Below are 22,763 nucleotides of genomic sequence, written 5' to 3'. Positions count from 1 at the left end.
ATTAAAGGCGGTTTGTTTGAAGCAGTCCAGCGGCGTTTGATAAGCGCGGTCACGCTCCGCTTCAGTGCGATTCGAGGACCACGACATTGAGTGGCGCGATACGACAGGCGTCAGTCCCTTCCTCAAAGCAGACTATTGATCCACTTACAACAACTCTCTCGCAGATGACGGATAGGAAAGCCACACTGTCGGGAAAAGGCGCCTTGAAACGAGCAGTGATTCGCCTACAACGTATTCACGCCTAACAGCAAGTCTGCGACGCATTGTTCCGTGCGCCGTGCCGAATGCACTCGCCATGCATTCGGTTCTCTAACCGGGGATGGAATGAAAGAAGCTGCCGAGAGCATCCGCGCGGTGGTCCTGGCAGGAGTGCTCATCTTCGCGTTGCCGGCCGCATCGCTGGCCGCCGGTTCAGAGACGCTTGCTCAGATCGAAGCGAGAGGCGTTCTCCGATGCGGCGTGAGCGAAGGCATAGCAGGCTTCTCGGTTCCGAATGCGTCCGGCCGATGGACGGGAATGGATGCCGACTTCTGCCGAGCCGTCGCTGCCGCAGTCCTTGGCGATTCTGACAAGGTCGCATTCGTTCCTCTCAGGACGTCCGCACGCTTTCCCGCACTTCGGACGCGTCGCATCGACCTGCTCGCGCGCAATACGACCTGGACCTTGCTCCGCGAAGGGACGCTCGGCGTGCAGTTCGCGGGCGTTCTCTTCTACGATGCTCAAGCGTTCATGGTGTGGACGAAGAGTTCCATACGCGCGGCCTCGTCCCTCAATGGCGCGACGGTATGCGTGCAGCGCGACACGTCGAGCGAGGGCAATCTCTCCACGTATGCCCACGCGAATGCGCTGGAACTTAAGCCGCTCGTCGTCACATCGGTGGATGCGCTCGAGCGCGCGTTCCTCGACGGCCAATGCAGCGCCGTCACGGGGGACGCGTCGCTGCTCGGCGCGCTACAAGCTCGCGCGCCGGGCGGGGCATCGTCGGTCTTCATTCTTCCCGAACGCATATCGAGGGAGCCGCTCGGCCCCGTCGTGCGAGACGACGATATCGCGTGGCTGACCGTCGTGCGTTGGGTCCTGTTCACGTTGATCGCTGCGGAAGAGCTCGGCGTGACCCGCGCCAATTACGAGGAACGAATGCGCGATCCACGCGTGGCGCGCGCGCTGGTTCCCGACACAGCTGTGACCAATATGCTCGGCATCAAGCCTGGCTGGACCGCGAGAGCGTTGAGCAGTGTCGGAAATTACGGAGAAATGTTCGATCGCAATCTCGGCACCGCAAGCCCTTTGCAGATGAAACGAGGACTCAATGAATCATGGATGCGCGGCGGCCTGATGTACGCGCCGCCGATGCAATGACGCAGGGAAGAATGCATCGTGAGCGACTGGCAGATCTACCTCGTAGTGGGCGTTTTCTCGACGGTCATACTGGTGATCGCTTTCAATCTCATCGACATGACCGTGGCTGCGCTCGTTGGCGCCAGCCTGCTCATTGCGTTGCGCATTCTCGACGAACAGGACCTGCTCGACACCGCGCGAACCTCAGCCGGCCCTATCAGCTTGCTTTTCGGCGGCATGGTCGTGGCGCGTATTTTGGCGACCACCGGGCTCTTCGACGTGATCGGCGACATATACCTGCGGGCGACGGCGGGAAGCGGCAAGCGCTTCCTGTTGCTGCTGATCGTAGTGGTCGCGCCGTTGTGCGCGCTGTTGCCGAACGCGACGACAGTGATCCTTCTCGCACCGATCATTGTTCGCGTGGCCCGCGCATTGGACGTCGACATTGCTTCGCCGCTCATTCTCACCGCTATTCTCAGCAATGCGGCGGGACTGCTGACGCTCGTCGGCGACCCGGCCACGTTTCTCGTCGGCAGTTCCATCGGCATGACGTTCGGCGAGTACCTCAAGTACGCGAGTCTCGGCGGCCTGCTGTCCATCGTCACGGTCGTTCCGTTGCTGCCGCTCATCATGCGCGACATATGGGGCGTCGTCAGGCTCGTGCCCAAGCGCGGCCGACATGCAAGATTGGAAAGGCCGGTTTATGCGGCGCTGTCTCTTGTGGTGCTCGCGCTGATGATGCTGCTCTTCATCCTCGGCGAGGAACTGCCGACGCGCATCGTTCCGCCAGCCGTCGCGGTGATCGCGAGCGCGCTTGCGCTTCTCGTGGCCTTTGCGTTCAAGATCGAACCGACCGATCGCGTGCTGCGTGACGTCGACTGGAAAACGCTCGTGTTTCTCGCGTGCATCTTTTGTCTCGTGCAGGCTATGGTCAAAACGGGCTCGCTTCAGGTGATGGCGCTGAAGCTCCATGAATGGTTCGGGACCAATCTGACGCTCGTTACGCTCGCGATGATTTGCGGCATCGGCCTGCTCTCGTCCTTATTGGCCAACGTGCCGGTTGCCGCAGCTTCCATCGTGATGTTGAAGGCTTATCTCGTGACTGCCGAATTCGTCCCCGAAGCGGCGATGGCGGATCAATTCACACAGTGGCCTCAAACAGTGATACCCGTGTTCGTCGGCATGATGTATGGGGCGACGCTCGGAGGCAACGCGACGCTGATCGGGTCGGCTGCGAATATCGTCGCAGCGGGCGTCTGCGCGAACGAAGGACGTCCGGTCACGTTCGCCCGATTTCTGCGCTATGGTTTGCCGGTTACGCTGCTCCAACTGGCGGTGACGGCGGCTTATGTCATGATGCTATCGAAGATATTGCGTTGACTTCGTATAAACGATTCCTGAGTTCACGCTGCCACGCTTAGATTTTTCTCACCATCAATCTTTCGGGCGTTTCAACCATTGCACGGTGTCGGCGTCAGCGAGCATTTCTCTGACGCACTCGACGAGACATGCCGGCTCGACGGGCTTGCCTATCACGCGCACGCCGGCCGGACGCTCGCCAATCTCGCTAATGAAACCGGACGCGATGATCGCTGGCAGATGCCGCGCCGTTTGCCTGAGACGCTCGATGAGCGCTTTTCCGTTCGTTCCGGGCATGCGAAAGCCAGTGACCAGCGCATCGATCGGTTCGCTCTGACTGATGGCGAGCGCAGCGTTTGCATCCATCGACAATCAGTACGTGCCTTGTTCGGTTCTCATCCTTCATGGCGGAAATCATCGGCTGCCTGAGACGGGACCTTCTTCTCGAGCGAAGCGCGCACGTGCTCGGCCAGATCGCTCACCCGATAGGGCTTCGTGAGCGTTGTGATGGACGCGGCGGACACGTTGGCGGCGGGGAGTTGATCCATATAGCCCGTCGCGAGCAATACGGCGATATCCGGTTGTCGTGCCCTGACTTGCTCCACGAGCTGCAAGCCATTCATTCCTCCCGGCATGATGATGTCAGTGAAAAGCAAGTCGACATCGCCATATCGCTCGATGACTTTCAATGCTTCCTCACCGCTCTGCGCGGACAGCACGCGATAGCCGAGATTTTTTAGATGGCCAAAAGCGAGTTCGCGAACGTCGCGGTTGTCGTCCACGACCAGCACCGTATGTTTGCCGAGAATCGCTTCGGTGCTCCAGTTGAGAGACTTGTCGCCTTTCTGGCTTACATCGCTCTCAGCCTGACTGACGACCGGGAAAATCATGCGTATCGTCGTTCCCTCTCCGGGCGTGCTCTCAATTTCGAGCCGGCCGTGCGACTGTTGTACGAATCCATGAACCATTGCGAGGCCGAGACCAGTGCCCGGCCCCTTGGTCGTGAAGAAGGGCTCGGTGGCCCGTCTCAAGACATCCGGCGTCATGCCTTCACCGTGATCGATCACGCAGATTACGACATAGATTCCGGGTGTCAGGTTATGCGCCTCGATTCGCTCAGCATCATTGATGACCGAGGTGGCAACGGTGACCCTTCCGCCTTTCGGCATGGCGTCCCGAGCATTGATAAGCACATTCAGCAATGCCATTTCCATGTGCGTTGCATCGATGGTGCACGCCGGCAAGCCGGGCTTCAGGTCGAGGTGCAGGTCGATCTTGTCGCCGAGCGTTCGGACCAACATCTCACTGAATTCGACCACCAGCGTATTCAGACTGAGTTGCTTGGGCTCCAGGCGTTGCTTTCGGGCGAAGGTGAGCAGTTGCTGAGTGAGTTTGCCCGCTTTCTCTCCCGCCGACATGGCGCGCCCGATTGCTTCGCGAGTCGCCTGCCTGTCGTCGAGGGACGCTGCAGCCAGTTCCAGATTCCCCGTGATGATCTGCAGAAGGTTATTGAAGTCATGCGCGAGCCCGGCGGTCAACTGCCCGATGGCCTCCATCTTCTGCGCCTGCAGGAAGGATTGCTCCGAGATCCGGCGGCGAGTAATGTCCATCTGAGACGAGAAATAGTAGAGTAGCTTTCCCTCCTTATTGAACACGGGTCCGATAAACAACGCGTTCCAGAACGGCTTGCCGCTCGCCTTGTAGTTCAGCACGTCCACTGCGACCGCCCGCTGCTCACGTAGAGCATTACGGATTTCATCCACAGCGCGCGCATCGGTTTCCGCGCCCTGCAGGAATCGGCAGTTATGTCCGAGAACCTGCTCCTCGGTGTACTCGGTCAAGTCGAGAAACGCGCGGTTGGCAAATACGACAGGGTTGTCCGGTTGATTCGGGTCGGTTACGACCATCGGCATTCGCGTCATTTCGACGGCAGCGAAGAAGATGTTGCTTCGGTCATCCAGTCCAGGCCGGGAGATCTGGCTTGCTTGCCAGTGCTTGAGTCCGGGATTGCCCAAGGGTGAATAAGCGCTGCCTTCGAGTTCGCCGTCTGCGGGCCGGCCGATGCTCTGGCCATTTCCTTGTTCATCGCCGTGCTTGTTCAAGACTTTGTCTTTGTCGCTGCCCTTTGCCATATCTTCTTCGCCAGTGTGTGTGATTTAGGCCCCAGCGCAAAGAAGCATCGAGGGGATGCCGGCAACCTTTGCATGGTACCAATTGCTCGATGCAGATTCGTCCGTTGCTATGACTGCGCCTTCTCGACGCGGTGCAGCCACCCGAGCGAAATAAGCACGATAACGACCGTGATCGCGGCGAACGCGATCGTCGCGGGTGTGATGCCGATGCGTTGCACTGCGACGCCGATGGCTATCACGGGCAGCGATATCGCCACATACAGCACCACGAAAAACGCCGCTGTCACTTCCGCCTTGCGCTCGGCCGGGCTGCGATTCGATAGCTCGCCGAGTGCCGCGCGAAAGCTGATGCCCTGCCCGAGTCCGCAGAGCATGGTCCCGATGACGAATGCGACGGACGAATGCTGCCATGCGCATAGGCCGAGCAGCGCGAGACCGATCACAAGCGCGACTGAACCTGTACGCTGCCGCCATTTTTGCGGGATGCGCTTCTCGACGGCCTGACCGATGGCCGAACAGAGAAAGATGAAGAAGACTGCGAGGCCAATCAGCAAGCCGCTGTGGTAACCGAGCACGTTGCGCATGAGTTGCGGCGACACGGCGGTAAAGAATCCGACGACGACGAAGCCCGCGAATCCAGACAACGCCGCCGGCACGAATGCAGCACGCACCTCGCGCGGGAGCGCGATGCGCTGCATGTGCAGTCTGGGGCGGTCGGCCACGCGCGCGGTTTCGGGCGCGCGGCGCAGCAAGAGCCACGCGGGCACCAGGAAGGCGATATGCGCGAGGTACGAAAGACGCATGGGCCAGGGCGCGAACTCGACGAGCGCCCCACTGAGGACAGGTCCGAAGCCGAGCCCGAGCATATTGGATGACGTTGCAGCAAGCATGGCCTTCGCACGCGAGTCGGCCGGACTCGCTTCGATCACCGCGACGGTCGCCGTCGACGTGAAGATGCCCGCCGAGATGCCGGAAACGAGACGTCCGAGCAAGAGCATGACGAGGCCGTCGGCGAAGAGAAAAATCAACGCCGAGACGGCGGACGCCACGAGGCCGGCCATCAGCATGCGCTTGCGGCCGAGTTGATCGGACCAGCTGCCCATCGCCAACAGCGCGCCGAGAACCCCGACCGCATAGGCGGCGAAGATCTCCGTAATGGTCGCGGGACTGAAGCCGTAGGTCGTCTGGTAGTCGTGATAGATCGCGGTGGGCAGCGTCGTGCCGGCCATGTTGATCATGAACACCAGTGCCAATGCGAGATAAGCCGGCATGCGAAAGGTATGTGCATTTGTCGAAGGATGCGGGTGCCTTAGCACGCTCCGTGCTCGGCCGACTTTTTCGCAGGAATGGCAGGTGAATGTTGTCTTTTGAATACCGCATTCGGCTGACGCCTCGTGCCGCGAACGCTGCAGTCGCCGCGTTGCGGGCCCAAAGAACGCCTTGACAGACACTCTTACGATATATATCTTTAGATATGTTTTACGACATAACGGAGTGAGTCATGAGATCACGTTGCTTTCACGGCAGGCGCGACGATTCGCGCGGCTTCGGTTCCAAATTTCCTTTCGATGCGCTGGAGCGCCTGGATCGCCTTGCGTGGCGCGGCTGGGTCATGATCGGGCGTCATCGGCACGGCGGCGGCGGGCCGTTCGGCGGCGGCTTCGGTGCGGGCGGTTTCGGTGGTGCAGGCGGTTTCGGCGGCGGCGCGGACGACATGGGCGGCATGCCGCGCGGTCGCAAGTTCTCGTCCGAAGACCTGCAACTCTTGCTGCTCGCCATGCTGGCCGAGGCGCCGCGCCACGGTTACGAACTCATCAAGGCGCTGGCGGATCGCTCCAACGGCTTCTATGCACCGAGCCCCGGCATGGTGTATCCCGCGCTGACGTATCTGGAAGAAATCGGCTATGCGACGGTCGAGATGGAAGGCAACCGCAAGCGCTACGCCCTGTCGGACGCGGGTCGTGAATATCTCGCGGCGAATCGCGAGCGCGTCGACTTGATGCTTGCCAAGCTCTTGCATTTTGCACGCAAGATGGACCTCGTACGGCGGGCCTACGCAGGCGAGGAAGTCGACGAGAATGCGGGCGACGGCGGCTGGGTGCCCGAACTCGTCGCCGCACGACGCGCCCTGAAGCGGGCGCTGCTCATGCGCACCGATGCATCACCGCAAGAGCAGCGCCGCATCGCCGCGATTCTCGCACGTGCGACAGCCGACATCGAACAAGACAACGCGCCGAAGCAGGCATAAAGGAGCGACAGGATGAGCGATTCACTCGTCGAAGCACAAGAAGGCCGCGCCGAACTGGAAGTCACGCGCGTGCGTCACGCGCTGAAATTCCGCTTGCTCCAGGTCAAGCGAGTTCGGCCGATCAATCCGCATTTTGTATGCATCACCCTCACAGGCGAGGCGCTTGCCGACTTCGAAAGCGCCTCTTTCGACGACCACATGAAGGTTTTCTTTCCGCACCCCGGCGAAAGCATGCCCGTGGTGCCGCAGGCCGGCCCGGACGGTCCCGTCTTCGATCCCGCCATACCGCGGCCCATTGCCCGCGACTTCACGCCTCGGCGCTTCGATCGGGCGGCGCGCGAATTGGATATTGAATTCGCGCTGCACGACGCCGGCCCTGCGACCGCGTGGGCCGCGAAGGCCGCGCCGGGGGACTACCTCGGCATCGGCGGGCCGCGCGGTTCGTTCGTCATTCCGACGCAGTTCGACTGGCATCTGCTGGTCGGGGACGAGACCGCGCTGCCCGCCATCGCCCGTCGCCTGGAAGAACTTCCGCCCGGCACGCGGGTAGCGGCGCTGCTCGAAGTCGCCGATCCCTCCGCGCGAATCGAATTCGATACACGCGCCAATCTGTATGTGCAGTGGTGCTACCGCAGCGAGGCCGCGTACCCGGGCGGCGACCTCTTGCTCGCGTTGCGCGGAACGTATCTGCCCGACGGCGAAGGTTACGTGTGGGCCGCGGGCGAGGCTGCCCTCATGCGCGCGGTGCGGCAGCTGTTGTGCAATGAGCGAGGCATCGACAAGCGCCGCATTCGCGCGTCCGCCTACTGGAAGCGCGGCGAGCAAGGCGTGCATGGAGCGATCGAAGACTGAACTCGCGCGGCGGTGGGGCGATAAACTAAACTGATGGCTACGCCTCTTTCAGCATAGCCATGGATAACCGGGAACTGCTCAACCTCGCCTATCTTCGCGCTTTCAGACTCGTGGCACAGACGGGCAGCGCCACGCGCGCGGCAGCCGCCCTCTTTCGCGCGCAATCCGCTGTTACCCGTTCCTTGCAGGAACTGGAAGCAGCAGTCGGCGAGACGCTCTTCGAACGTCGCCCGTCAGGCATGTTGCCGACACCTGCGGGTCGCGCCGTTCTTCTGCGCTGCGAACGGATCTTCGCGGAGCTCGAAGCGCTGGGTCAGTGGTGCTCGGCACGGCAGTCGCGGCGACGCTCGGCCAACGGCAACGCGTTGCCTGCCTTCCTGCTCAATACGCGGCGGCTACAGTTATTCTCGGCATTGGCGCGTCATCGGCACATGCCGAGCGCCGCGCAAACGCTCGGCATCAGTCAGCCCGCAGTCAGCAGCGCTATCCGCATCATGGAGACGGGCGCGGGTATGCAATTCTTTTATCGCAGCCCGCGCGGCCTGTTGCTCACGAGCGAAGGCGAGACCTTCGTGCTCCACGTGCGTCGCGCGCTCAACGAACTGCGCCACATCCCGGACGATATCGCGGCTTTGCGCGGCACCATTCAAGGCTATGTGACCGTCGGCGCGCTCCCGCTCGGCAGGACGCTGATTCTTCCGGGGGCGATTGCGCGCGTGGCCTCACAATATCCGGGCGTGCGGATAGCTACCGATGAGAGCGCCTACGAACCGCTCGTGGCCGGCTTGCGAGCGGGCGACATCGACTTCGTTCTGGGCGCGCTCAGGCCGAACGATGCATCGAGCGGATTGACCAACGAGCGCCTGATGTCTGAGGACATGGTGGTCATCGCGCGGCGCGATCATCCGCTCGCTAAAGCCGAGGGTTTAACGTTGAAAGAGTTGAGCGCCGCGCAATGGGTCTTGCCGCGTAGTCACGCGCCCGCACGCGGCATGTTCGAAGCACAGTTCAAGCGGCTCAGGCTCAAACCGCCGATGCCCACGGTCGAGACCGCCGACCTTGCCGTGATCCGTGGCTTGCTCACGCACACCGATATGCTCGCGGTCGTATCGGCGCAGCAGTTGCACTATGAATGCGAGTCGGGGCAACTCGTCGTGCTCGATATCGCTATGCAGAACACACGGCGCGATATCGGGCTCACGTTACGCGCAGGCAGCACGCCTTCTCCGGCAGCCCGCGCGCTGATCGACGCGATTCGCCTGACAGTCGATCAACTCGCGCATTGGGCGGGCGGCGCGAAGCTGACGAAACATCGTGCATAACGCGGTGATGCTGCCGACCAATTCATCGTACTCTTGAACCTCAATGAGTGATTCTTCGCGCGACATTTCAAGCCATGAATGATTCCACAAGCGCTATCGACGCTGTCCAATATGCTCAGGTGACCGGCGGTCTGTATCCGGTATCCATCGAATATCAATGGCTCAACGCCGAGCTCAAAGACGCGCCCATAGCGGTATTCCTGCACGAAGGACTAGGTTCCATTGCGTTATGGAAGGACTGGCCGCAGTCGCTATGTGATCGCCTCGGTTGCCGCGGACTCGTGTATTCGCGTCCGGGTTATGGACGTTCGACGCCGCGTCGCGCAGACGAGCATTGGGCGGCAGATTTCCTGCATCATCAAGCACAGGTCGTCCTGCCTGCGCTGCTCGATGCGATCGGCGTGAACCAAAGCGAGCGCGCTCGCATGTGGATCATCGGGCATAGCGACGGCGGGACGATCGCCTTGCTCTATGCAAGCGCGTATCCCGAGTCGTTGGCCGGTGTCGCCGTCCTTGCGCCGCATGTGTTCGTCGAGCCGATGACGGTTCAGGCAATCACGCAAGCGCGAAGCGCTTATGAGAGCGGCGCCTTGCGCTCGCGTCTTGAGCCGTACCATCAGAATGTCGATTCCGCCTTCTATGGATGGAACGACGCATGGCTCGATCCCGCGTTCCTTCATTGGGATATCACCACGACGCTCGTATCCATCCGCCGGCCGCTGCTCGCCATTCAAGGTTACGACGATGAATACGCGTCCATGCAGCAGATCGACAAGATCAAGGCAGCGGTTGCTCACGCTCATCTCGTCAAGCTGCCGGACTGCCGTCATTCGCCTCACCGCGACGCAGCCGAAGCAGTGAACGAAGCCATTGCCGCCTTCTTCGATGCAGAGCGGACTGCGTGAGTCAATTTTTCCGCCAAAGGCGTTAGGGTTCCGTTCGGCTACCGGGCAAGCATTTAGCTAAGTGTCCGATGCAAGCAAACCTCGCTGCGTTTATCGAAGGAGAAATGCCATGCTGCTGACCGATGAAGAACTCGCGCGTCTGGAAACCGTTGCGCCTTTCCTGCAGAGCGAAGCGCGAACGTCCCTCGAATTCGAGGCGGACTACGACATCACGATGGAACTCGCTGAACATTTGCAACCGGGCTTGCGCGTACGCGCGCCGGGAGCGACGGCGGCCACCGCTGCGGCGGCCGCGCTTGCTGCTCCGCCGTATCCGCTCGACTTGTTCGTCGGACTTCCGCTCAGCGAACTGCGCTCGCTCGCGCATGCCGACGACCGCCGCCGCGAAGACGCCATCGCGCTATTCGGCGCAACGTTCTCGCCGCGCCTGTTGCGCGCCATTGCAAAGATGACGCCGAATGAAATCGACCTCGATGCAGGCGTGCAAAGCGAAGCCGGCACGCTTGCAGTGATGCTCGAAGAGAACGAAGGCGCGTAAGAGCACGCTCCGTATTTACCCGTGAACTCACGCAAGGCGCTCATTGCACGCGCCTTGCGTTGTTATAATCCTATCAACGCAAGACCAGAAACTCACAATCGTCGACGCGTGGAAAGCACTGCAAAACGATGGCCAAGATCGACCGCCTCCGCACGCTCTCGAGCGCATTAGAAAAACAAAACGTGATGCGTCTTCGCGATGCCGCCGCGCTTCTCGGTGTCTCCGAAATGACGGTGCGCAGGGACGTTGCGGCCAACCCCGGGCAGTTCACTTACCTGGGCGGTTATATCGTGAGCGCGGCGGACTTGCCCAATGCGGCGGGCTATACCATCGACGAGGAGAAGGATCACTTCGCGCAAGCGAAAGCCATTGCGTCGAGTCATGCGGCGCGCCTGCTCGCGAACAACGAGACTGTGTTCATCGACTGCGGCACGACGTTGACGACACTCGCGCGGCAGATTCCCGCTGAAATGCATCTGACCGTGGTGTGTTACTCGCTCAACGTCGCGGAGATTCTGCGCCGCAAGCCGAACATCCGCATGATTTTGCTCGGCGGCGTGTACGTGCCTTCGTCGGAATCATTCGCCAGCGATGAAAGCGTCGAAACGCTTCGGCGCATGGGAATCAATAAGGCATTCATGTCGGCCGGCGGCGTCGATGAAGTACGCGGCGTGACGTGCTGGAACTTTCATGAAGTCGCCATCAAACAAGCGGCCATGGCGAGTTCCGTCGAACGGCATTTGGTCGTCGATGCGAGTAAGTTCGGCAAGGTGAAAGCGGTGCGCTTCTCGCAGATCTCAGACTTCGACTCTGTCATTACAGAGGAAGGGCAACGGCGCAGCACGGACTCACGCGAATAGCAGAAGCGTAAGTCCCGTAAGTCCGAATGCGCCACGCGTTGCGCTACTGCCTGCGACCCAACGCGAAGAGCGTTCCTGCGACCAGAATGAATGCGCCGATGATGACCTTCTGCCACGTGCTCGGTACACCCACGAGAATCAGCACGCTATTGATGAGCGTGACGAGCACGACACCGAGCAGCGTTCCTGTCACCGTCCCCGTGCCGCCGGTAATGCGCGCGCCGCCGAGTATCACCGCGGCAATGACATCGAGTTCCGTGCCGACGAGATCGAACGGATTGGCGAGCCGGTTCGTCGATACATGCAGAATGCCCGCCACGCCTGCGAGCAGACCCGTGTAGCCGAACACGAACAAGTGGATCGCGCGCAGGTTATAGCCGAGCCGTTCCGCAATGGCGAGACTGCCGCCCATTGCATAGACGCCGCGGCCCATCATCGTTCGATTGAGCAGCCACCATGTGACGATCGCCGCGATCACGAGCGCCAGCACCGACACGGGAAGCACCGCGCGCAAGCCGTCCGCCGTGTGGTAATAGAAAAGCGGCAAGCGGCCGAACACATCCATGCTGTGCGGAATGTTCATGAAGAACTGCGTGCCGACGAAGGTCAGCAACAAGCCGCGAAACAGATATTGCGTGCCGATGGTGACGATCAGCGAAGGCGCTTTCAGCCGATGCACGAGCATGCCGTTGACGACACCGAGCAGCACGCCGCCCAATGCGCCCGTCAACACGATCAGCGCGAACGGACATTCGGGCCACCATGCGAACACCGCCTTCGTGATCGAATACATCGTCAACGCAGCGATGGCCGTGAACGATACGTCGATCCCGCCCGACGCGAGCACGACGAGCGTCCCCAGTGCAAACAGCGACACCGTGGTCGCGGAATGCAGCATGTCGAAGAGCGTTGCGAACTGGAAGAAGCGCGGGTTGAGACTGCCCACGATCAGACACGTGACCAGGATCAGCCCGGCGGTGAACCACTCCGGCTTGCGCATCAATTGCGCGTAGAGACTGCCCTTGCGCACGCGGGGCGCGACGTTGCTCGCGGCTTGCGGCACGGTCTCGCTTGCGGCGCCGCGGATGGATTCGCTCATGCTCATGCTGCCTCAGAAAGTAGCGCGTGATACAGATCGGCCTCGCTCAGACGATCGGCGCGATATTCGCCGGCGACGCGGCCTTTCTTCATCATCAGAATGCGATCGCAGTTTTGCAGCAGTTCGGGCAGATCATCGCTGATGAGAATGATGCCGATGCCCTCTTTCGACAGCCGCTGCATGATGCGGTAAATGATGTCCTTGGAGCCAACATCGACGCCGACTGTCGGGCCATGCAGAATCAGCACGCGTGGATTGATCGCGAGCCAGCGGCCGATCAGCACGCGCTGCTGGTTGCCGCCGGAAAGCGACTGCACTGGCTTGTCGACATCGGGCGTGGCGATTTGCAGATCCTTGACGGTGCGCTCGGCCAGCGCCTGCGCGCGCTTGCGATCGATTTGCCCGATGCGGTCGCGCAAGCTCGCGATCATCGCGGTCACGACGTTATCGCGGATCGGCTTGTCGAGAAACAGCCCTTCGTTCAGGCGGTCTTCCGGCACATAGCCGATGCGTTGCGTTCTGGCATCCGCGGGCGATTGCAGGCGAACGCGCATGCCGTCGAGCGTTACGACGCCGCTGTCCGCCGGTGCCACGCCCGCGAGCGCGCGCGCCAGTTCATTGCGGCCGGAGTCCAGCAGTCCCGTCACGCCGAGAATCTCGCCTTCGTGCAAAGCGAACGATACGTCGGCGAACTGACCCTTGCGGCCCAGTTCCTTTACATCGAGCACGACTTTCGATGCACGCGCCTCGCCTTCTTCGCGGTACCGGTCGGTCGAAAGATGCTTGCCCGTCATGAGCTCGCTGATCTGCGCCTTCGTGTAGTGTTCGATCGGTCCTTGCGCCATCTTCTGACCGTCGCGCAACACGATGACTTCGCCGCCGATCGCATAGCACTCGTCGAGCTTGTGACTCACGAACAGCACAGCCACGCCTTGCGCGCGCAGTCTCGCAAGCACCGCGATCAGGTTGTCGACCTCTTTCTGCGTGAGCGAGGTCGTGGGCTCGTCCATGATGACGAACTTCGCTTCGCTCGCAATGGCGCGCGCAATGGCCACGAGTTGGCGCGTCGCCAGCGGCAATTGTTCGATCAGCGTCTTCTGGAACTCGGCATCGCCCGGCAAACCAACGGCTTCCAGCGCGCGTGCGGCGGTCGTGGCGAGCGCGCGCCGGTCGAACGTGCGCGCGAGCTTGCCTGCGTGCTCCGCGAGCTCCGAAGTCAGCGCGACGTTCTCGGCCACGCTCATGTTCGGCAAAAGCGACAAGTCCTGATACACGGTCTCGATGCCGGCGGACAATGCTTCGAGCGGCGAGAGCCGCGCATGACGCGCGCCTTCGATCACGAGCTCGCCTTCGTCCGGCGGCTGCGCGCCCGAGATGATCTTGATGAGCGTGCTCTTGCCACAGCCGTTTTCGCCGAGCAGGTGATAAATCTGCCCGCGCTGAAACGCGAGGCTCACGCCACGCAGCGCATAGACGCCGGTAAAGCGCTTATGAATATCGACGACTTCGAGGAGCGGTGTCTCTTGGGTCATGGCGTATGGATTGGGGCGGCGCGCGCGTCGGACGTCGAACGTCGCGCGCCGCTAACATCACATCAGTCGCATCAGAACGGGTATTGCTTGTAGTTCGTCTTGTCCACGTCCACCCAGCCGGTGCCGCGAACGATCACGCCCTTGCCCGGCCCTTTGCTCACCGTGACCTTGTTATAGCCGGTAATGCCGAGGTCCGCGCCGTTCTCCACCGTCTTGCCGTCGACGAGCATCTGCGCCACCTTGTTCATCGCGATGCCGGCGAGCTTCGGGTCCCAGAATGCGATGCCGTTGATTGCGCCGCTTTCGAGGAACTTGCCCGCTTCGGTGGGCAGACCCGTGCCGTACACGCAGATCTTGCCGACCTTGCCGGCCTCTTCCACTGCGCGCCCGATGCCGATCACATCCAGCGACGAAGAGCCCTGAAAACCGGTCAGGTCCGGATGCTTGCGCAGCACTTCCTTCGCGACCTGATACGCGCGCTCGCCGTCGTTATTCGTTTCGAGCTTCGGCTCGACGAGATCCATCTTCGGATACTTGGCCTTTGCGTTGCCGATGCCGCCGTCCGCCCATTGCACCTGCGAGCGGCTGCCGAGCGAGCCGACCAGCACCGCCCACTTGCCCTGCTGCCCCATGCACTTCGCGAGACGTTCGTTCAGGCCCGCGCCGTATGCGGTGTTGTCGAACGCTTCGATGTCGACCATCGTGTTCTTTGCGTTGTCGGCTTCATGCGTGACCACCTTGATGCCGCGATCCATTGCCTTCTTGAGCGCGGGTTCGAGCGTCGGCGGATCGTACGGAACCACTGCAATCGCAGTGACCTTCTTCGCGATCAGGTCTTCGATGATCTTCAATTGCTGCGCGGCGTCGGCGCGGCCGGGTCCTGTCTGATAGACGTTGATGTTCGGGTTCGCCTTGCCGAACTCTTTCACGCCGTCGTCCATGCGATTGAACCAGTTGATGCCGGTCACCTTGACGACCGTGACGATCGTTTCGTTCGTCGCGGCCTGGGCGGCCATGACCGCGCCCGCAGCGAGCGCAATGGCGGTCAGCGCGGTGCCGAAAGTCTTGAGCTTCATCGTGTTGTCTCCTTTATGTTTCGAATGTCGTTCGATGGTCTTTTGAAGCAATCACAAGCGAGTGGTCAACGTCCCGTCGATGCAGGCGGCGGTGGAATCTTGGATGTGGGCTTGGCTCCGCCGATGCCGAAGATCGCGCGGACACGCTCGCCGCCCGCGAAGGCGAGCGAGGCGAGCAGCAGGAAACCCCACGCGCAATCGCCGAAAAACTGGGAGACGCCAAGCAGATTGAAGAGGCTCGACAGGAATTGCAGGACCGTTGCCGCGAGAAACACGCAGACAATGCGTCCGTAGCCGCCCGCCGGATTCACGCCGCCCATCACCGCGATCAGGATCGCGATCAGGAGATAAGAGTTGCCGTAATCCCACTTCGCGCTGGACGTATGCGTCGCGCTGATGAGACCCGCCAGCGATGCCAGCACGCCGCACATGCCGTAAGTCAGAATCAGCATGCGCGCGCGCGGAATGCCCGCATAGAAGGCGGCTTTGGGATTGGTGCCCATGAGGTAGAGCCGCAGGCCGAACGGCGTGCGCTTGAGGACCCAGCCGAGCACGAGCACCGCCGCAATGAAGATCCACAGCGAGATGGGCACCTGAAGGAACGTGCCGTTGCCGATGTTCGACAGCGGATCGACATATTCGACTCGCACCGACGCGCCGTTGCTCAACACGACGGCGATGCCCGTGAAGAGCAATTGCGTGCCGAGCGTGCAGAGAATCGGCGTCAGCCTGAGCTTGGCGATGACCACGCCGTTCAGCAGGCCGCCGATCAGGCCCATCGCGACGACGATGCCGACGAACACGGCCGTATAGAGCGCGGGCGAATCGTCGGCGGAGACCATGTGCGGCAGAGCCATCGCCGCGACCATGCCCGACAGGTTCGCGAGCCCGACGCCCGAGAGGTCGATGCCGCCATTGCCCGAGACCATCGACAACATGATGCCGAGCGCAAGCAAGCCGAGTTCGGGCAATTGGCCGCCCATCGACTGAAGATTGTCGATGTCGAGAAACTGGCCGTGCGAAAGCCAGGTCGCGACGATCACCACCAGCAGATTCACGCCGATCAGAAAGTTGAACTGCCGGTCAGCGAGCCACTTCGACGCCTTCATTGCGTCACGCTCCTTTCACTCAACAACGCATTGATTTCGTCGAGGCGAGGCATCGAGGGTGCGGTGCCTGGCCGCGTGACCGAGATGCTCGCCAACGCGCATCCGAAGCGAACGGCATCGAGCGCACTGTCGCCGCGCGCGAGCGCCGCTGCAAAGCCGCCGGTGAAGCCATCGCCCGCCCCGGCGGTTTCGACCACGCGCCCGCATTCGAACGCAGGAACCAGCACCGATTCGTTCGCGCTATGCAGAAGCGCGCCCGCTTCGCCCAACGTGATGATCGCCGCGCGCGCGCCTTTGCTCAACAGAACATCCGCCGCGCGACGCGCATCGTCGACGGACTTCACGGCGAGTCCGGTCAATGCCGCCGCCTCGGTCTCGTTCGGCGTGATGTAGTCGCAAAGCGGATAGATATCGTCGTCGAGTGCGAGTGCGGGCGCGGGATTGAAAACGGTCGTCACGCCATGCTTCCGGGCGAGTTCGAGCCCGCGTTTCGCGGCCGGAATCGGCTGCTCCAGTTGGGTGACGAAGACGGCTGCGTTCGCGATGTCCGCTTCGATGGCATCCACGTCATCGGGGCCGAGCGTGCCTGCCGCGCCCGCCGCGACGATGATCGCGTTGCCGCCGGTGTTCTCGTCCACATAGATATGCGCGGCGCCGGTCGCGGTATCGTCTATCACGCTGGCTCGCGATGTAATGCCTTCGGCCGCCCACGTGGCCTGCGCGATCTTGCCGAACGCATCGTTGCCGATGCGCGTGCAGAAGACGACGTCCGCGCCCGCGCGAGCGGCGGCCACGGCCTGATTCGAACCCTTGCCGCCCGGTCCCATCGCGAACGCGGAACCCGCCACCGTTTCGCCAAGCAAGGGCATACGCTCTGCGCGGAAAGCGAGGTCCGTCACATAGATGCCGAGGATGACGACGCTGCCGCTCATGGCGCGTCCCCTTGCGGCGCATCCGGCGCGAGCTGCACGCCTTTCTTGAAGATGAAGCAGCCGTAACCGCGCGTCTCGCCCGTGCGGATGACGCAGTAAGCATTCTTCGCGCGCTCATAAAACGCGAAGCGCTCGATCGGCGCGAACGCCACTTCGCGGCCTTCCGCTTGATCGACTTCGCGTTGCGCTTCGCGCTGCACGGCGGGTAACGTCGTTGCATCGCCGACGACTTCCATGCGGCCTGCGGGATCGTCCACGAAGGTATCCAGCGGCATCACCGACAGCACCGCGCGCACGACACGCGGCGCATTCGCGCCGTCGATCCGCAAGAGCTTGCCCAGGACCGTCTGTCGCGCGACCGAATCGCCGGGGAAGTTGGCGTCGCAAACGACGACTTCATCGCCGTGTCCCATCGCGGCCAGCGCGTAAAGAATGTCGGCGTTCAGAAGCGGGTCAATGTTCTTCAGCAAGAGCGTCTCCTCCATGCATGGGCGCGTCCCGTTCCAGGATCTGCGCCGTTGAACCTCGGATTACGAGTGCCGCGGATCAGTCTCCGTACGGCACCCAGATATTCTTGACTTGCACGGCTTGGCGCAAGAAGGGCAAACCTTCACTCGATGCATCATGCCAGTCGAACAGTCGTCCGTGATCGACAAAGGTTCGCTTCAGATTGCCGACCGATTCGCGCTCGGCCATCGCCGAAAGCGCCGCGCCATTGAAGCACCAGAGCGCATCGACGTCATCGTGCTGGGCCAGCGTTTTCGCAAGCGAGCGCGCGTCGCCGGTCACGATGTTGAGCGCGCCGCCCGGCACGTCGGACGTATCCGCGACCTGATAGAAGTCCGTCGCCATGAGCGGGCACGTCATGCTCGGCACCGCCACGACCGTATTGCCCAGCGCGAGCGCGGGCGCGATCAGCGAGACGATACCGAGCAACGGCGCTTCGTCCGGACAGATGACGCCGATCACGCCGACCGGCTCGTGCATCGCCAGCGCGACGCCGTGCAACGGCGGCGCATGCACCGCGCCGTCGAACTTGTCGGCCCACGCTGCATACGTGAACAAGCGGGCAATCGACGCATCGACTTCGCGCTTCGCGTCGCGTTCGCTGGAACCCGCGCGCGTTAAGAGTTGGCGTGCGAATTCCTCCGCTCGCGCGCTCAGATTCTCCGCGAGGTAATACAACACCTGCGCGCGGTTGTGCGCGCTCGCTGCCGCCCATTTCGTCATGCCGCGCGCCGCCGCCACTGCGTTGCGAATGTCCTTGCGATTGCCCTCGGCCACTTCGCCGACGATCTCGCCCGCAGGCGAGCGAACGAGCCGCGAGTAACCGCTATCCGGCCGCGTCTGCTTGCCGCCGATGAAGAGCTTCGCCGTGCGGTCGATCGCGCTGACGTTCGCCGATTCCAGCAGCGAGTCCGGCTCGGCGGGCGGCGCTTGCGTGTCGGAGCGCATCGGCAGCTTGGACCATGCGCGCGGCTTGAGATATTCGTATATGCCCTCGCGTCCGCCTTCCCGCCCGAAACCGGACTCACGATAGCCGCCGAAGCCCACTGCCGCATCGAACAGATTCGTCGCGTTGATCCAAACGACGCCGCATTGCAGGCGCGGCGCGACGTCCAGCGCGCGGCTGATGTTCTCGCTCCAGACACTCGCGGCGAGGCCATAGCGCGTGTTGTTCGCCAAGGCGACGGCTTCGTCGGGCGTGCGAAAGCTCATCGAGACGAGCACGGGCCCGAAGATTTCCTCTTGCGCGAGCGTCGATGCCGGCGCGACGTTCGTCACCAGCGTCGGCGCGAAGAACGCCCCGCCTTCGGGCAGCGCGAGACGCGACGGCTGATGAATCTCGCATCCTTCGCTTTCGCCTTTCGCCACGAGCGCGCGAATGCGTTCGAGCTGCACGTCATCGACGATGGCGCTCATGTCGACGCCCTTGTCCAGCGACGGCCCGACGCGCAGCGTTTCCATGCGGCGCTTGAGCTTGTCGATGAAGCGCGCTTCGATGCCTTCCTGCACGAGCAGACGCGAACCCGCGCAGCACACCTGGCCTTGATTGAACCAGATCGCATCGACGACGCCTTCCACAGCCGAGTCGATATCGGCGTCGTCGAACACGATGAACGGCGACTTGCCGCCCAATTCGAGCGTGAGCGATTTGCCCGAGCCCGCCGTCGTCGCGCGAATCTGGCGGCCCACTTCCGTCGATCCGGTGAACGCGATCTTCGCGACGCGCGGATGCTCGACGAGCGCCGCGCCCGTGCGGCCATCGCCGGTCACGACGTTCAGCACGCCCTTCGGCAAACCCGCGCGATGCGCGAGTTCCGCGAAGAGCAACGCCGTGAGCGACGTGTATTCCGCGGGCTTGAGCACGACGCAATTGCCGAGTGCAAGCGCGGGCGCGATCTTCCACGCGAGCATCAGCAGCGGAAAATTCCACGGCACGATTTGCCCGATCACGCCGAGCGGCGCCCAGTCCGCGAACTCGCGATCCTGCAATTGCGCCCAGCCCGCATGATGCAGAAAGTGCCTTGAAACAAGGGGAATATCGATGTCGCGCGATTCGCGAATCGGCTTGCCGTTATCGAGCGATTCGAGCACGGCGAAGAGGCGGCTATGCCTTTGCACCATGCGCGACAGTGCGTACAGGTGCCGCGCGCGGCCCGCGCCGCCGATGCCTTGCCAGGATTCCAGCGCGTCGTGCGCGGCTTGCACGGCGGCATCCACATCGCCGCTCGACCCTTGCGCGATCGACGCGAGCACGCGGCCCGTCGCCGGCTCGCGCGAACCGAAGCGATGTTCGTCCGCGCCGTCTCGCCACGCACCGTCGATGAAATGGCCGAAGCGTCCGGCGTGTTGATCGAGCCATGCGCGCACGGCGCGATCGTCTTCCGGTGCGGGTCCGTATTCCATCGAAGAAAAATAGTGGGCTACGCTCATGAGGCTTGTGTCTGTATTGGGCTGGTTCAGGCGACCGGATGGCGGTTGAACGCCGAATAGCGCCCGCTCACGTGATGTTCGAGTTGCCGCTCGATATCGGCAAGCAGGCTGGATGCGCCAATGCGGAACAAGTCCGCTTCGAGCCATTCGCGCCCGAGTTCCTCCTTCATGAGGATCTGATACTGCAGCACCGATTTCGCGGTCGACACGCCGCCCGCCGGTTTGAAGCCGATCGCGATACCCGTGCGCGCCAGGTATTCGCGGATCATGCGCACCATCACGAGCGACACGTCGAGCGTCGCATTGACGCCTTCCTTGCCCGTCGAGGTCTTGATGAAATCCGCGCCGGCCATCATGCAGATCATCGAGGCCTTCGCGACGTTGGAGAGCGTGCGTATGTCGCCGGTGCCGAGAATCGCCTTCACGTGCGCGTCGCCGCAAGCCGCGCGGAAGTCGCGCATCTCGTCGTAGAGTGCTTGCCAGTTTCCGGTCAGCACGTGCTCGCGCGTCACGACGATGTCGATTTCCTTCGCGCCGTCCGCCACCGATGCTTCGATCTCGCGCAGCTTGAGCGCATGCGGATTCAGGCCCGCGGGAAATCCGGTGGACACGGCCGCCACCGGAATGCCGCTATCGGCGAGCGCTTCCACGGCCGTCTTGACGAAGCGGTGATAGACGCACACGGCGCCTGTCGTGATCGGCTGATCGGACATGCCGAGCGCGTCGAGCAGATCCTCGCGCAGCGGGCGGCGCGCCTTGGCGCAGAGCCGTTGCACGCGCGCGGTGGTGTCGTCGCCGCTTAGCGTCGTGAGGTCGATGCAGGTGATCGCCTTCAAGAGCCACGCCGCCTGCGCGTCTTTCTTGACGGAGCGGCGCAAGCCGAAGCTCGCGGCCCGGCGCGCGACCGCCGACTGATTGACGCGCAGTCCTTCGAGCCATGCGAGGTCGAAAGGGACGCCGGGATTGCGCGCGCGCGTGGCCGGGTGAGCGGTTCCGGGCCACGCGACGATGGACTTCGATGCGGTTTCCAGCATGAGATCGGTAGGCTGTGCGCTTGCGCAACGCACAACAGCTTTTTGATAGATTGATCTCAGTCTATCGCATCGTTGTTACGATCGTAACATAGGGAAAGTGCGGAGGGGGTTAGGCCGCCCGCGCTTCGGGCTCGACCGCAGGACCGCCCCGGCCCGCCGGAATCGCGAGTCCCAAGTGTCCGCGCAGCGTCGTGCCTTCGTAAGCGCGACGGAAGATGCCGCGCCGCTGAAGGATCGGCACGACGCCTTCCGTGAACGCTTCCAGACCGTCGGGCAGCACGTCCGGCATCAGATTGAAACCGTCGGCCGCGCCGTTTTCGAACCAGTGCGTGATGTCGTCCGCCACCTGTTCGGGCGTGCCGACGATCACGCGATGCCCGCCGCCGCCCGCCAGCGCGCGCACCAGTTCGCGCACCGTATAACCGTGCGTGCGCGCCTGCGCGAGCGTCGCGTTGAAGAACGTGTGATTACCGTTGCCGTCGTTGGGCAGCGGCAGATCGGCGGGCAGGCGTGCGTCGAGTTGCAGCGATTCGACGGGCACGCCGAGCGTCCCCGCGAGGCGGTTGAGGCTGTAGCGCCACGGAATCAGATCGACGAGTTCATCGCGGCGGCGCAGCGCCTCGCTCTCCGTCGCGCCGATGATCGTGGTCAGCCCGGCGAGCACCTTCACGGCGTTCGGGCCGCGTCCATAGCGCGCCGCCCGCTCGTTGAGGTCGGCGCGGTAGGCGCGCGACTCGTCGAACGACTGCGACGCCGAGAACACGGCCTCCGCGTGACGTGCGGCCAGTTCGCGTCCATCGCCCGATGCGCCCGCCTGCACCAGCACCGGATGCCCTTGCGCCGAACGCGGCAGGTTGAGCGCGCCCTGCACGCCGAAGAAGCGCCCGCGATGCTGCGCCGGATGCAGTTTGTCCAGATCGACGAAACGCCCGCTCGCCTTGTCCGCCACCAGCGCATCGTCTTCCCAGCTGTTCCAGAGCGATTTCACGAGCGTCGCGAACTCATCGGCGCGGGCATAGCGTTCCGCGTGCTGCGGCACCGCGTCGAGACCGAAGTTGCGCGCGGACGGCAGATCGGCCGTCGTCACGATGTTCCAGCCGGCGCGGCCGCCGCTGATCAGATCAAGCGTCGCGAACCGGCGCGCGATGTTATACGGCTCGTTGTAGCTCGTCGAGGCGGTCGCGATCAGTCCGATATGCGTGGTCGCGGCGGCCACGCTCGTGAGCAGCATCGTCGGTTCGAGCGCGGTGATCGGACGCATGTCGAGCTGATCGGAGATCGCGGCGTTGTCCGCCAGAAAGATCGCGTCGAGGCAGGCGCGCTCGGCGGTCTGGGCGAGCCGCACGTAATGATTCACGTCGATGAACGCGCGCGGATCGGCGTCAGCCACGCGCCACGCCGACGGCACGAAGCCCGAATGCAGCGCGTTGATGTTGAGATGCAACTGGCGCGGAAGAGATGCGCTCATGACTGTCACTCCGTTTCGATGA

General features: G+C 62.7%; 20 protein-coding genes. 8 read left to right on the top strand and 12 right to left on the bottom strand.

Annotated features, from left to right (window positions below):
• The first annotated feature begins 324 nt into the window (after positions 1-324).
• Positions 325-1,359, top strand: coding sequence for an amino acid ABC transporter substrate-binding protein (locus LDZ26_RS19755; protein ID WP_244850946.1), 1,035 nt, complete (start codon positions 325-327; stop codon positions 1,357-1,359).
• Positions 1,360-1,377: 18 nt separating this feature from the next.
• The gene (locus tag LDZ26_RS19750) at positions 1,378-2,718 is read left to right on the top strand and encodes an SLC13 family permease (RefSeq protein ID WP_244850945.1); all 1,341 of its coding nucleotides are present in this window, start codon (positions 1,378-1,380) and stop codon (positions 2,716-2,718) included.
• A 54-nt stretch (positions 2,719-2,772) separates the two neighbouring features.
• Here LDZ26_RS19750 and LDZ26_RS19745 read toward each other — a convergent pair whose 3' ends face one another.
• The 3 genes from LDZ26_RS19745 to LDZ26_RS19735 all read right to left on the bottom strand — a co-directional run bounded on the left by LDZ26_RS19745 (position 2,773) and on the right by LDZ26_RS19735 (position 6,145).
• Entirely contained in the window at positions 2,773-3,063 is a 291-nt protein-coding gene (locus LDZ26_RS19745; RefSeq protein WP_244850944.1) for a hypothetical protein, read from the bottom strand.
• A 29-nt stretch (positions 3,064-3,092) separates the two neighbouring features.
• The gene (locus LDZ26_RS19740; RefSeq protein ID WP_244850943.1) at positions 3,093-4,829 is read right to left on the bottom strand and encodes a histidine kinase famiy protein; all 1,737 of its coding nucleotides are present in this window, start codon (positions 4,827-4,829) and stop codon (positions 3,093-3,095) included.
• Between the two features lie 107 nt (positions 4,830-4,936).
• Complete coding sequence (locus tag LDZ26_RS19735) at positions 4,937-6,145, bottom strand: MFS transporter (RefSeq protein WP_370650748.1); 1,209 nt, start codon at positions 6,143-6,145, stop codon at positions 4,937-4,939.
• 185 nt (positions 6,146-6,330) lie between these two features.
• Here LDZ26_RS19735 and LDZ26_RS19730 point away from each other — a divergent pair, with 185 nt between their 5' ends.
• From LDZ26_RS19730 to LDZ26_RS19705, 6 genes are all read left to right on the top strand, one after another.
• Entirely contained in the window at positions 6,331-7,077 is a 747-nt protein-coding gene (locus LDZ26_RS19730; RefSeq protein ID WP_244850941.1) for a PadR family transcriptional regulator, read from the top strand.
• A 12-nt stretch (positions 7,078-7,089) separates the two neighbouring features.
• Complete coding sequence (locus LDZ26_RS19725) at positions 7,090-7,929, top strand: siderophore-interacting protein (RefSeq protein WP_244850940.1); 840 nt, start codon at positions 7,090-7,092, stop codon at positions 7,927-7,929.
• A 59-nt stretch (positions 7,930-7,988) separates the two neighbouring features.
• Positions 7,989-9,251, top strand: coding sequence for a LysR family transcriptional regulator (locus tag LDZ26_RS19720; protein ID WP_244850939.1), 1,263 nt, complete (start codon positions 7,989-7,991; stop codon positions 9,249-9,251).
• Positions 9,252-9,325: 74 nt separating this feature from the next.
• Positions 9,326-10,156, top strand: a complete 831-nt coding sequence (locus LDZ26_RS19715; protein ID WP_244850938.1) for an alpha/beta fold hydrolase — start codon at positions 9,326-9,328, stop codon at positions 10,154-10,156.
• A gap of 109 nt (positions 10,157-10,265) precedes the next feature.
• Positions 10,266-10,694, top strand: a complete 429-nt coding sequence (locus tag LDZ26_RS19710) for a hypothetical protein (protein WP_206470871.1) — start codon at positions 10,266-10,268, stop codon at positions 10,692-10,694.
• A gap of 128 nt (positions 10,695-10,822) precedes the next feature.
• Positions 10,823-11,554 carry a DeoR/GlpR family DNA-binding transcription regulator gene (locus LDZ26_RS19705; protein WP_244850937.1) on the top strand — a complete coding sequence of 244 codons (732 nt, stop codon included), beginning with the start codon at positions 10,823-10,825 and terminating at the stop codon, positions 11,552-11,554.
• A gap of 43 nt (positions 11,555-11,597) precedes the next feature.
• Here LDZ26_RS19705 and LDZ26_RS19700 read toward each other — a convergent pair whose 3' ends face one another.
• From LDZ26_RS19700 to LDZ26_RS19660, 9 genes are all read right to left on the bottom strand, one after another.
• Entirely contained in the window at positions 11,598-12,659 is a 1,062-nt protein-coding gene (locus LDZ26_RS19700; protein ID WP_370650747.1) for an ABC transporter permease, read from the bottom strand.
• Complete coding sequence (locus LDZ26_RS19695) at positions 12,656-14,185, bottom strand: sugar ABC transporter ATP-binding protein (protein WP_244850935.1); 1,530 nt, start codon at positions 14,183-14,185, stop codon at positions 12,656-12,658. The genes LDZ26_RS19700 and LDZ26_RS19695 overlap by 4 nt, the downstream gene beginning before the upstream one ends.
• A gap of 71 nt (positions 14,186-14,256) precedes the next feature.
• Positions 14,257-15,261 (bottom strand): autoinducer 2 ABC transporter substrate-binding protein, encoded by a 1,005-nt coding sequence (locus LDZ26_RS19690; protein ID WP_175945355.1) that lies wholly within the window; start codon positions 15,259-15,261, stop codon positions 14,257-14,259.
• Positions 15,262-15,326: 65 nt separating this feature from the next.
• Entirely contained in the window at positions 15,327-16,370 is a 1,044-nt protein-coding gene (locus LDZ26_RS19685; protein ID WP_244850934.1) for an ABC transporter permease, read from the bottom strand.
• On the bottom strand, positions 16,367-17,302 hold the full coding sequence (gene rbsK, locus LDZ26_RS19680; protein ID WP_244850933.1) for a ribokinase: 936 nt from the start codon (positions 17,300-17,302) through the stop codon (positions 16,367-16,369). The genes LDZ26_RS19685 and rbsK overlap by 4 nt, the downstream gene beginning before the upstream one ends.
• Positions 17,299-17,772 (bottom strand): RbsD/FucU family protein, encoded by a 474-nt coding sequence (locus LDZ26_RS19675; RefSeq protein WP_244850932.1) that lies wholly within the window; start codon positions 17,770-17,772, stop codon positions 17,299-17,301. The genes rbsK and LDZ26_RS19675 overlap by 4 nt, the downstream gene beginning before the upstream one ends.
• Positions 17,773-17,848: 76 nt before the next feature.
• The gene (locus tag LDZ26_RS19670; RefSeq protein WP_244850931.1) at positions 17,849-20,239 is read right to left on the bottom strand and encodes an aldehyde dehydrogenase family protein; all 2,391 of its coding nucleotides are present in this window, start codon (positions 20,237-20,239) and stop codon (positions 17,849-17,851) included.
• 26 nt (positions 20,240-20,265) lie between these two features.
• The gene (deoC, locus tag LDZ26_RS19665; RefSeq protein WP_244850930.1) at positions 20,266-21,273 is read right to left on the bottom strand and encodes a deoxyribose-phosphate aldolase; all 1,008 of its coding nucleotides are present in this window, start codon (positions 21,271-21,273) and stop codon (positions 20,266-20,268) included.
• A gap of 109 nt (positions 21,274-21,382) precedes the next feature.
• Positions 21,383-22,741, bottom strand: coding sequence for an LLM class flavin-dependent oxidoreductase (locus LDZ26_RS19660; RefSeq protein WP_244850929.1), 1,359 nt, complete (start codon positions 22,739-22,741; stop codon positions 21,383-21,385).
• Between the last annotated feature and the right edge of the window lie 22 nt (positions 22,742-22,763).

The sequence above is a fragment of the Caballeronia sp. SL2Y3 genome, assembly GCF_022879575.1.
Taxonomy (GTDB): Bacteria; Pseudomonadota; Gammaproteobacteria; order Burkholderiales; family Burkholderiaceae; genus Caballeronia.
This window is presented reverse-complemented; position numbering and strand designations above follow the sequence as displayed.

What these genes read in the sequence shown, in the direction of transcription:
- LDZ26_RS19755 (WP_244850946.1), top strand. Translation starts at nt 325, where the DNA reads ATGAAAGAAGCTGCCGAGAGCATCCGCGCGGTGGTCCTGGCAGGAGTG.
- LDZ26_RS19745 (WP_244850944.1), bottom strand. Translation starts at nt 3,063, where the DNA reads ATGGATGCAAACGCTGCGCTCGCCATCAGTCAGAGCGAACCGATCGAT.
- LDZ26_RS19740 (WP_244850943.1), bottom strand. Translation starts at nt 4,829, where the DNA reads ATGGCAAAGGGCAGCGACAAAGACAAAGTCTTGAACAAGCACGGCGAT.
- LDZ26_RS19730 (WP_244850941.1), top strand. Translation starts at nt 6,331, where the DNA reads ATGAGATCACGTTGCTTTCACGGCAGGCGCGACGATTCGCGCGGCTTC.
- LDZ26_RS19725 (WP_244850940.1), top strand. Translation starts at nt 7,090, where the DNA reads ATGAGCGATTCACTCGTCGAAGCACAAGAAGGCCGCGCCGAACTGGAA.
- LDZ26_RS19720 (WP_244850939.1), top strand. Translation starts at nt 7,989, where the DNA reads ATGGATAACCGGGAACTGCTCAACCTCGCCTATCTTCGCGCTTTCAGA.
- LDZ26_RS19715 (WP_244850938.1), top strand. Translation starts at nt 9,326, where the DNA reads ATGAATGATTCCACAAGCGCTATCGACGCTGTCCAATATGCTCAGGTG.
- LDZ26_RS19710 (WP_206470871.1), top strand. Translation starts at nt 10,266, where the DNA reads ATGCTGCTGACCGATGAAGAACTCGCGCGTCTGGAAACCGTTGCGCCT.
- LDZ26_RS19705 (WP_244850937.1), top strand. Translation starts at nt 10,823, where the DNA reads ATGGCCAAGATCGACCGCCTCCGCACGCTCTCGAGCGCATTAGAAAAA.
- LDZ26_RS19700 (WP_370650747.1), bottom strand. Translation starts at nt 12,659, where the DNA reads ATGAGCATGAGCGAATCCATCCGCGGCGCCGCAAGCGAGACCGTGCCG.
- LDZ26_RS19695 (WP_244850935.1), bottom strand. Translation starts at nt 14,185, where the DNA reads ATGACCCAAGAGACACCGCTCCTCGAAGTCGTCGATATTCATAAGCGC.
- LDZ26_RS19690 (WP_175945355.1), bottom strand. Translation starts at nt 15,261, where the DNA reads ATGAAGCTCAAGACTTTCGGCACCGCGCTGACCGCCATTGCGCTCGCT.
- LDZ26_RS19685 (WP_244850934.1), bottom strand. Translation starts at nt 16,370, where the DNA reads ATGAAGGCGTCGAAGTGGCTCGCTGACCGGCAGTTCAACTTTCTGATC.
- rbsK (WP_244850933.1), bottom strand. Translation starts at nt 17,302, where the DNA reads ATGAGCGGCAGCGTCGTCATCCTCGGCATCTATGTGACGGACCTCGCT.
- LDZ26_RS19670 (WP_244850931.1), bottom strand. Translation starts at nt 20,239, where the DNA reads ATGAGCGTAGCCCACTATTTTTCTTCGATGGAATACGGACCCGCACCG.
- deoC (WP_244850930.1), bottom strand. Translation starts at nt 21,273, where the DNA reads ATGCTGGAAACCGCATCGAAGTCCATCGTCGCGTGGCCCGGAACCGCT.
- LDZ26_RS19660 (WP_244850929.1), bottom strand. Translation starts at nt 22,741, where the DNA reads ATGAGCGCATCTCTTCCGCGCCAGTTGCATCTCAACATCAACGCGCTG.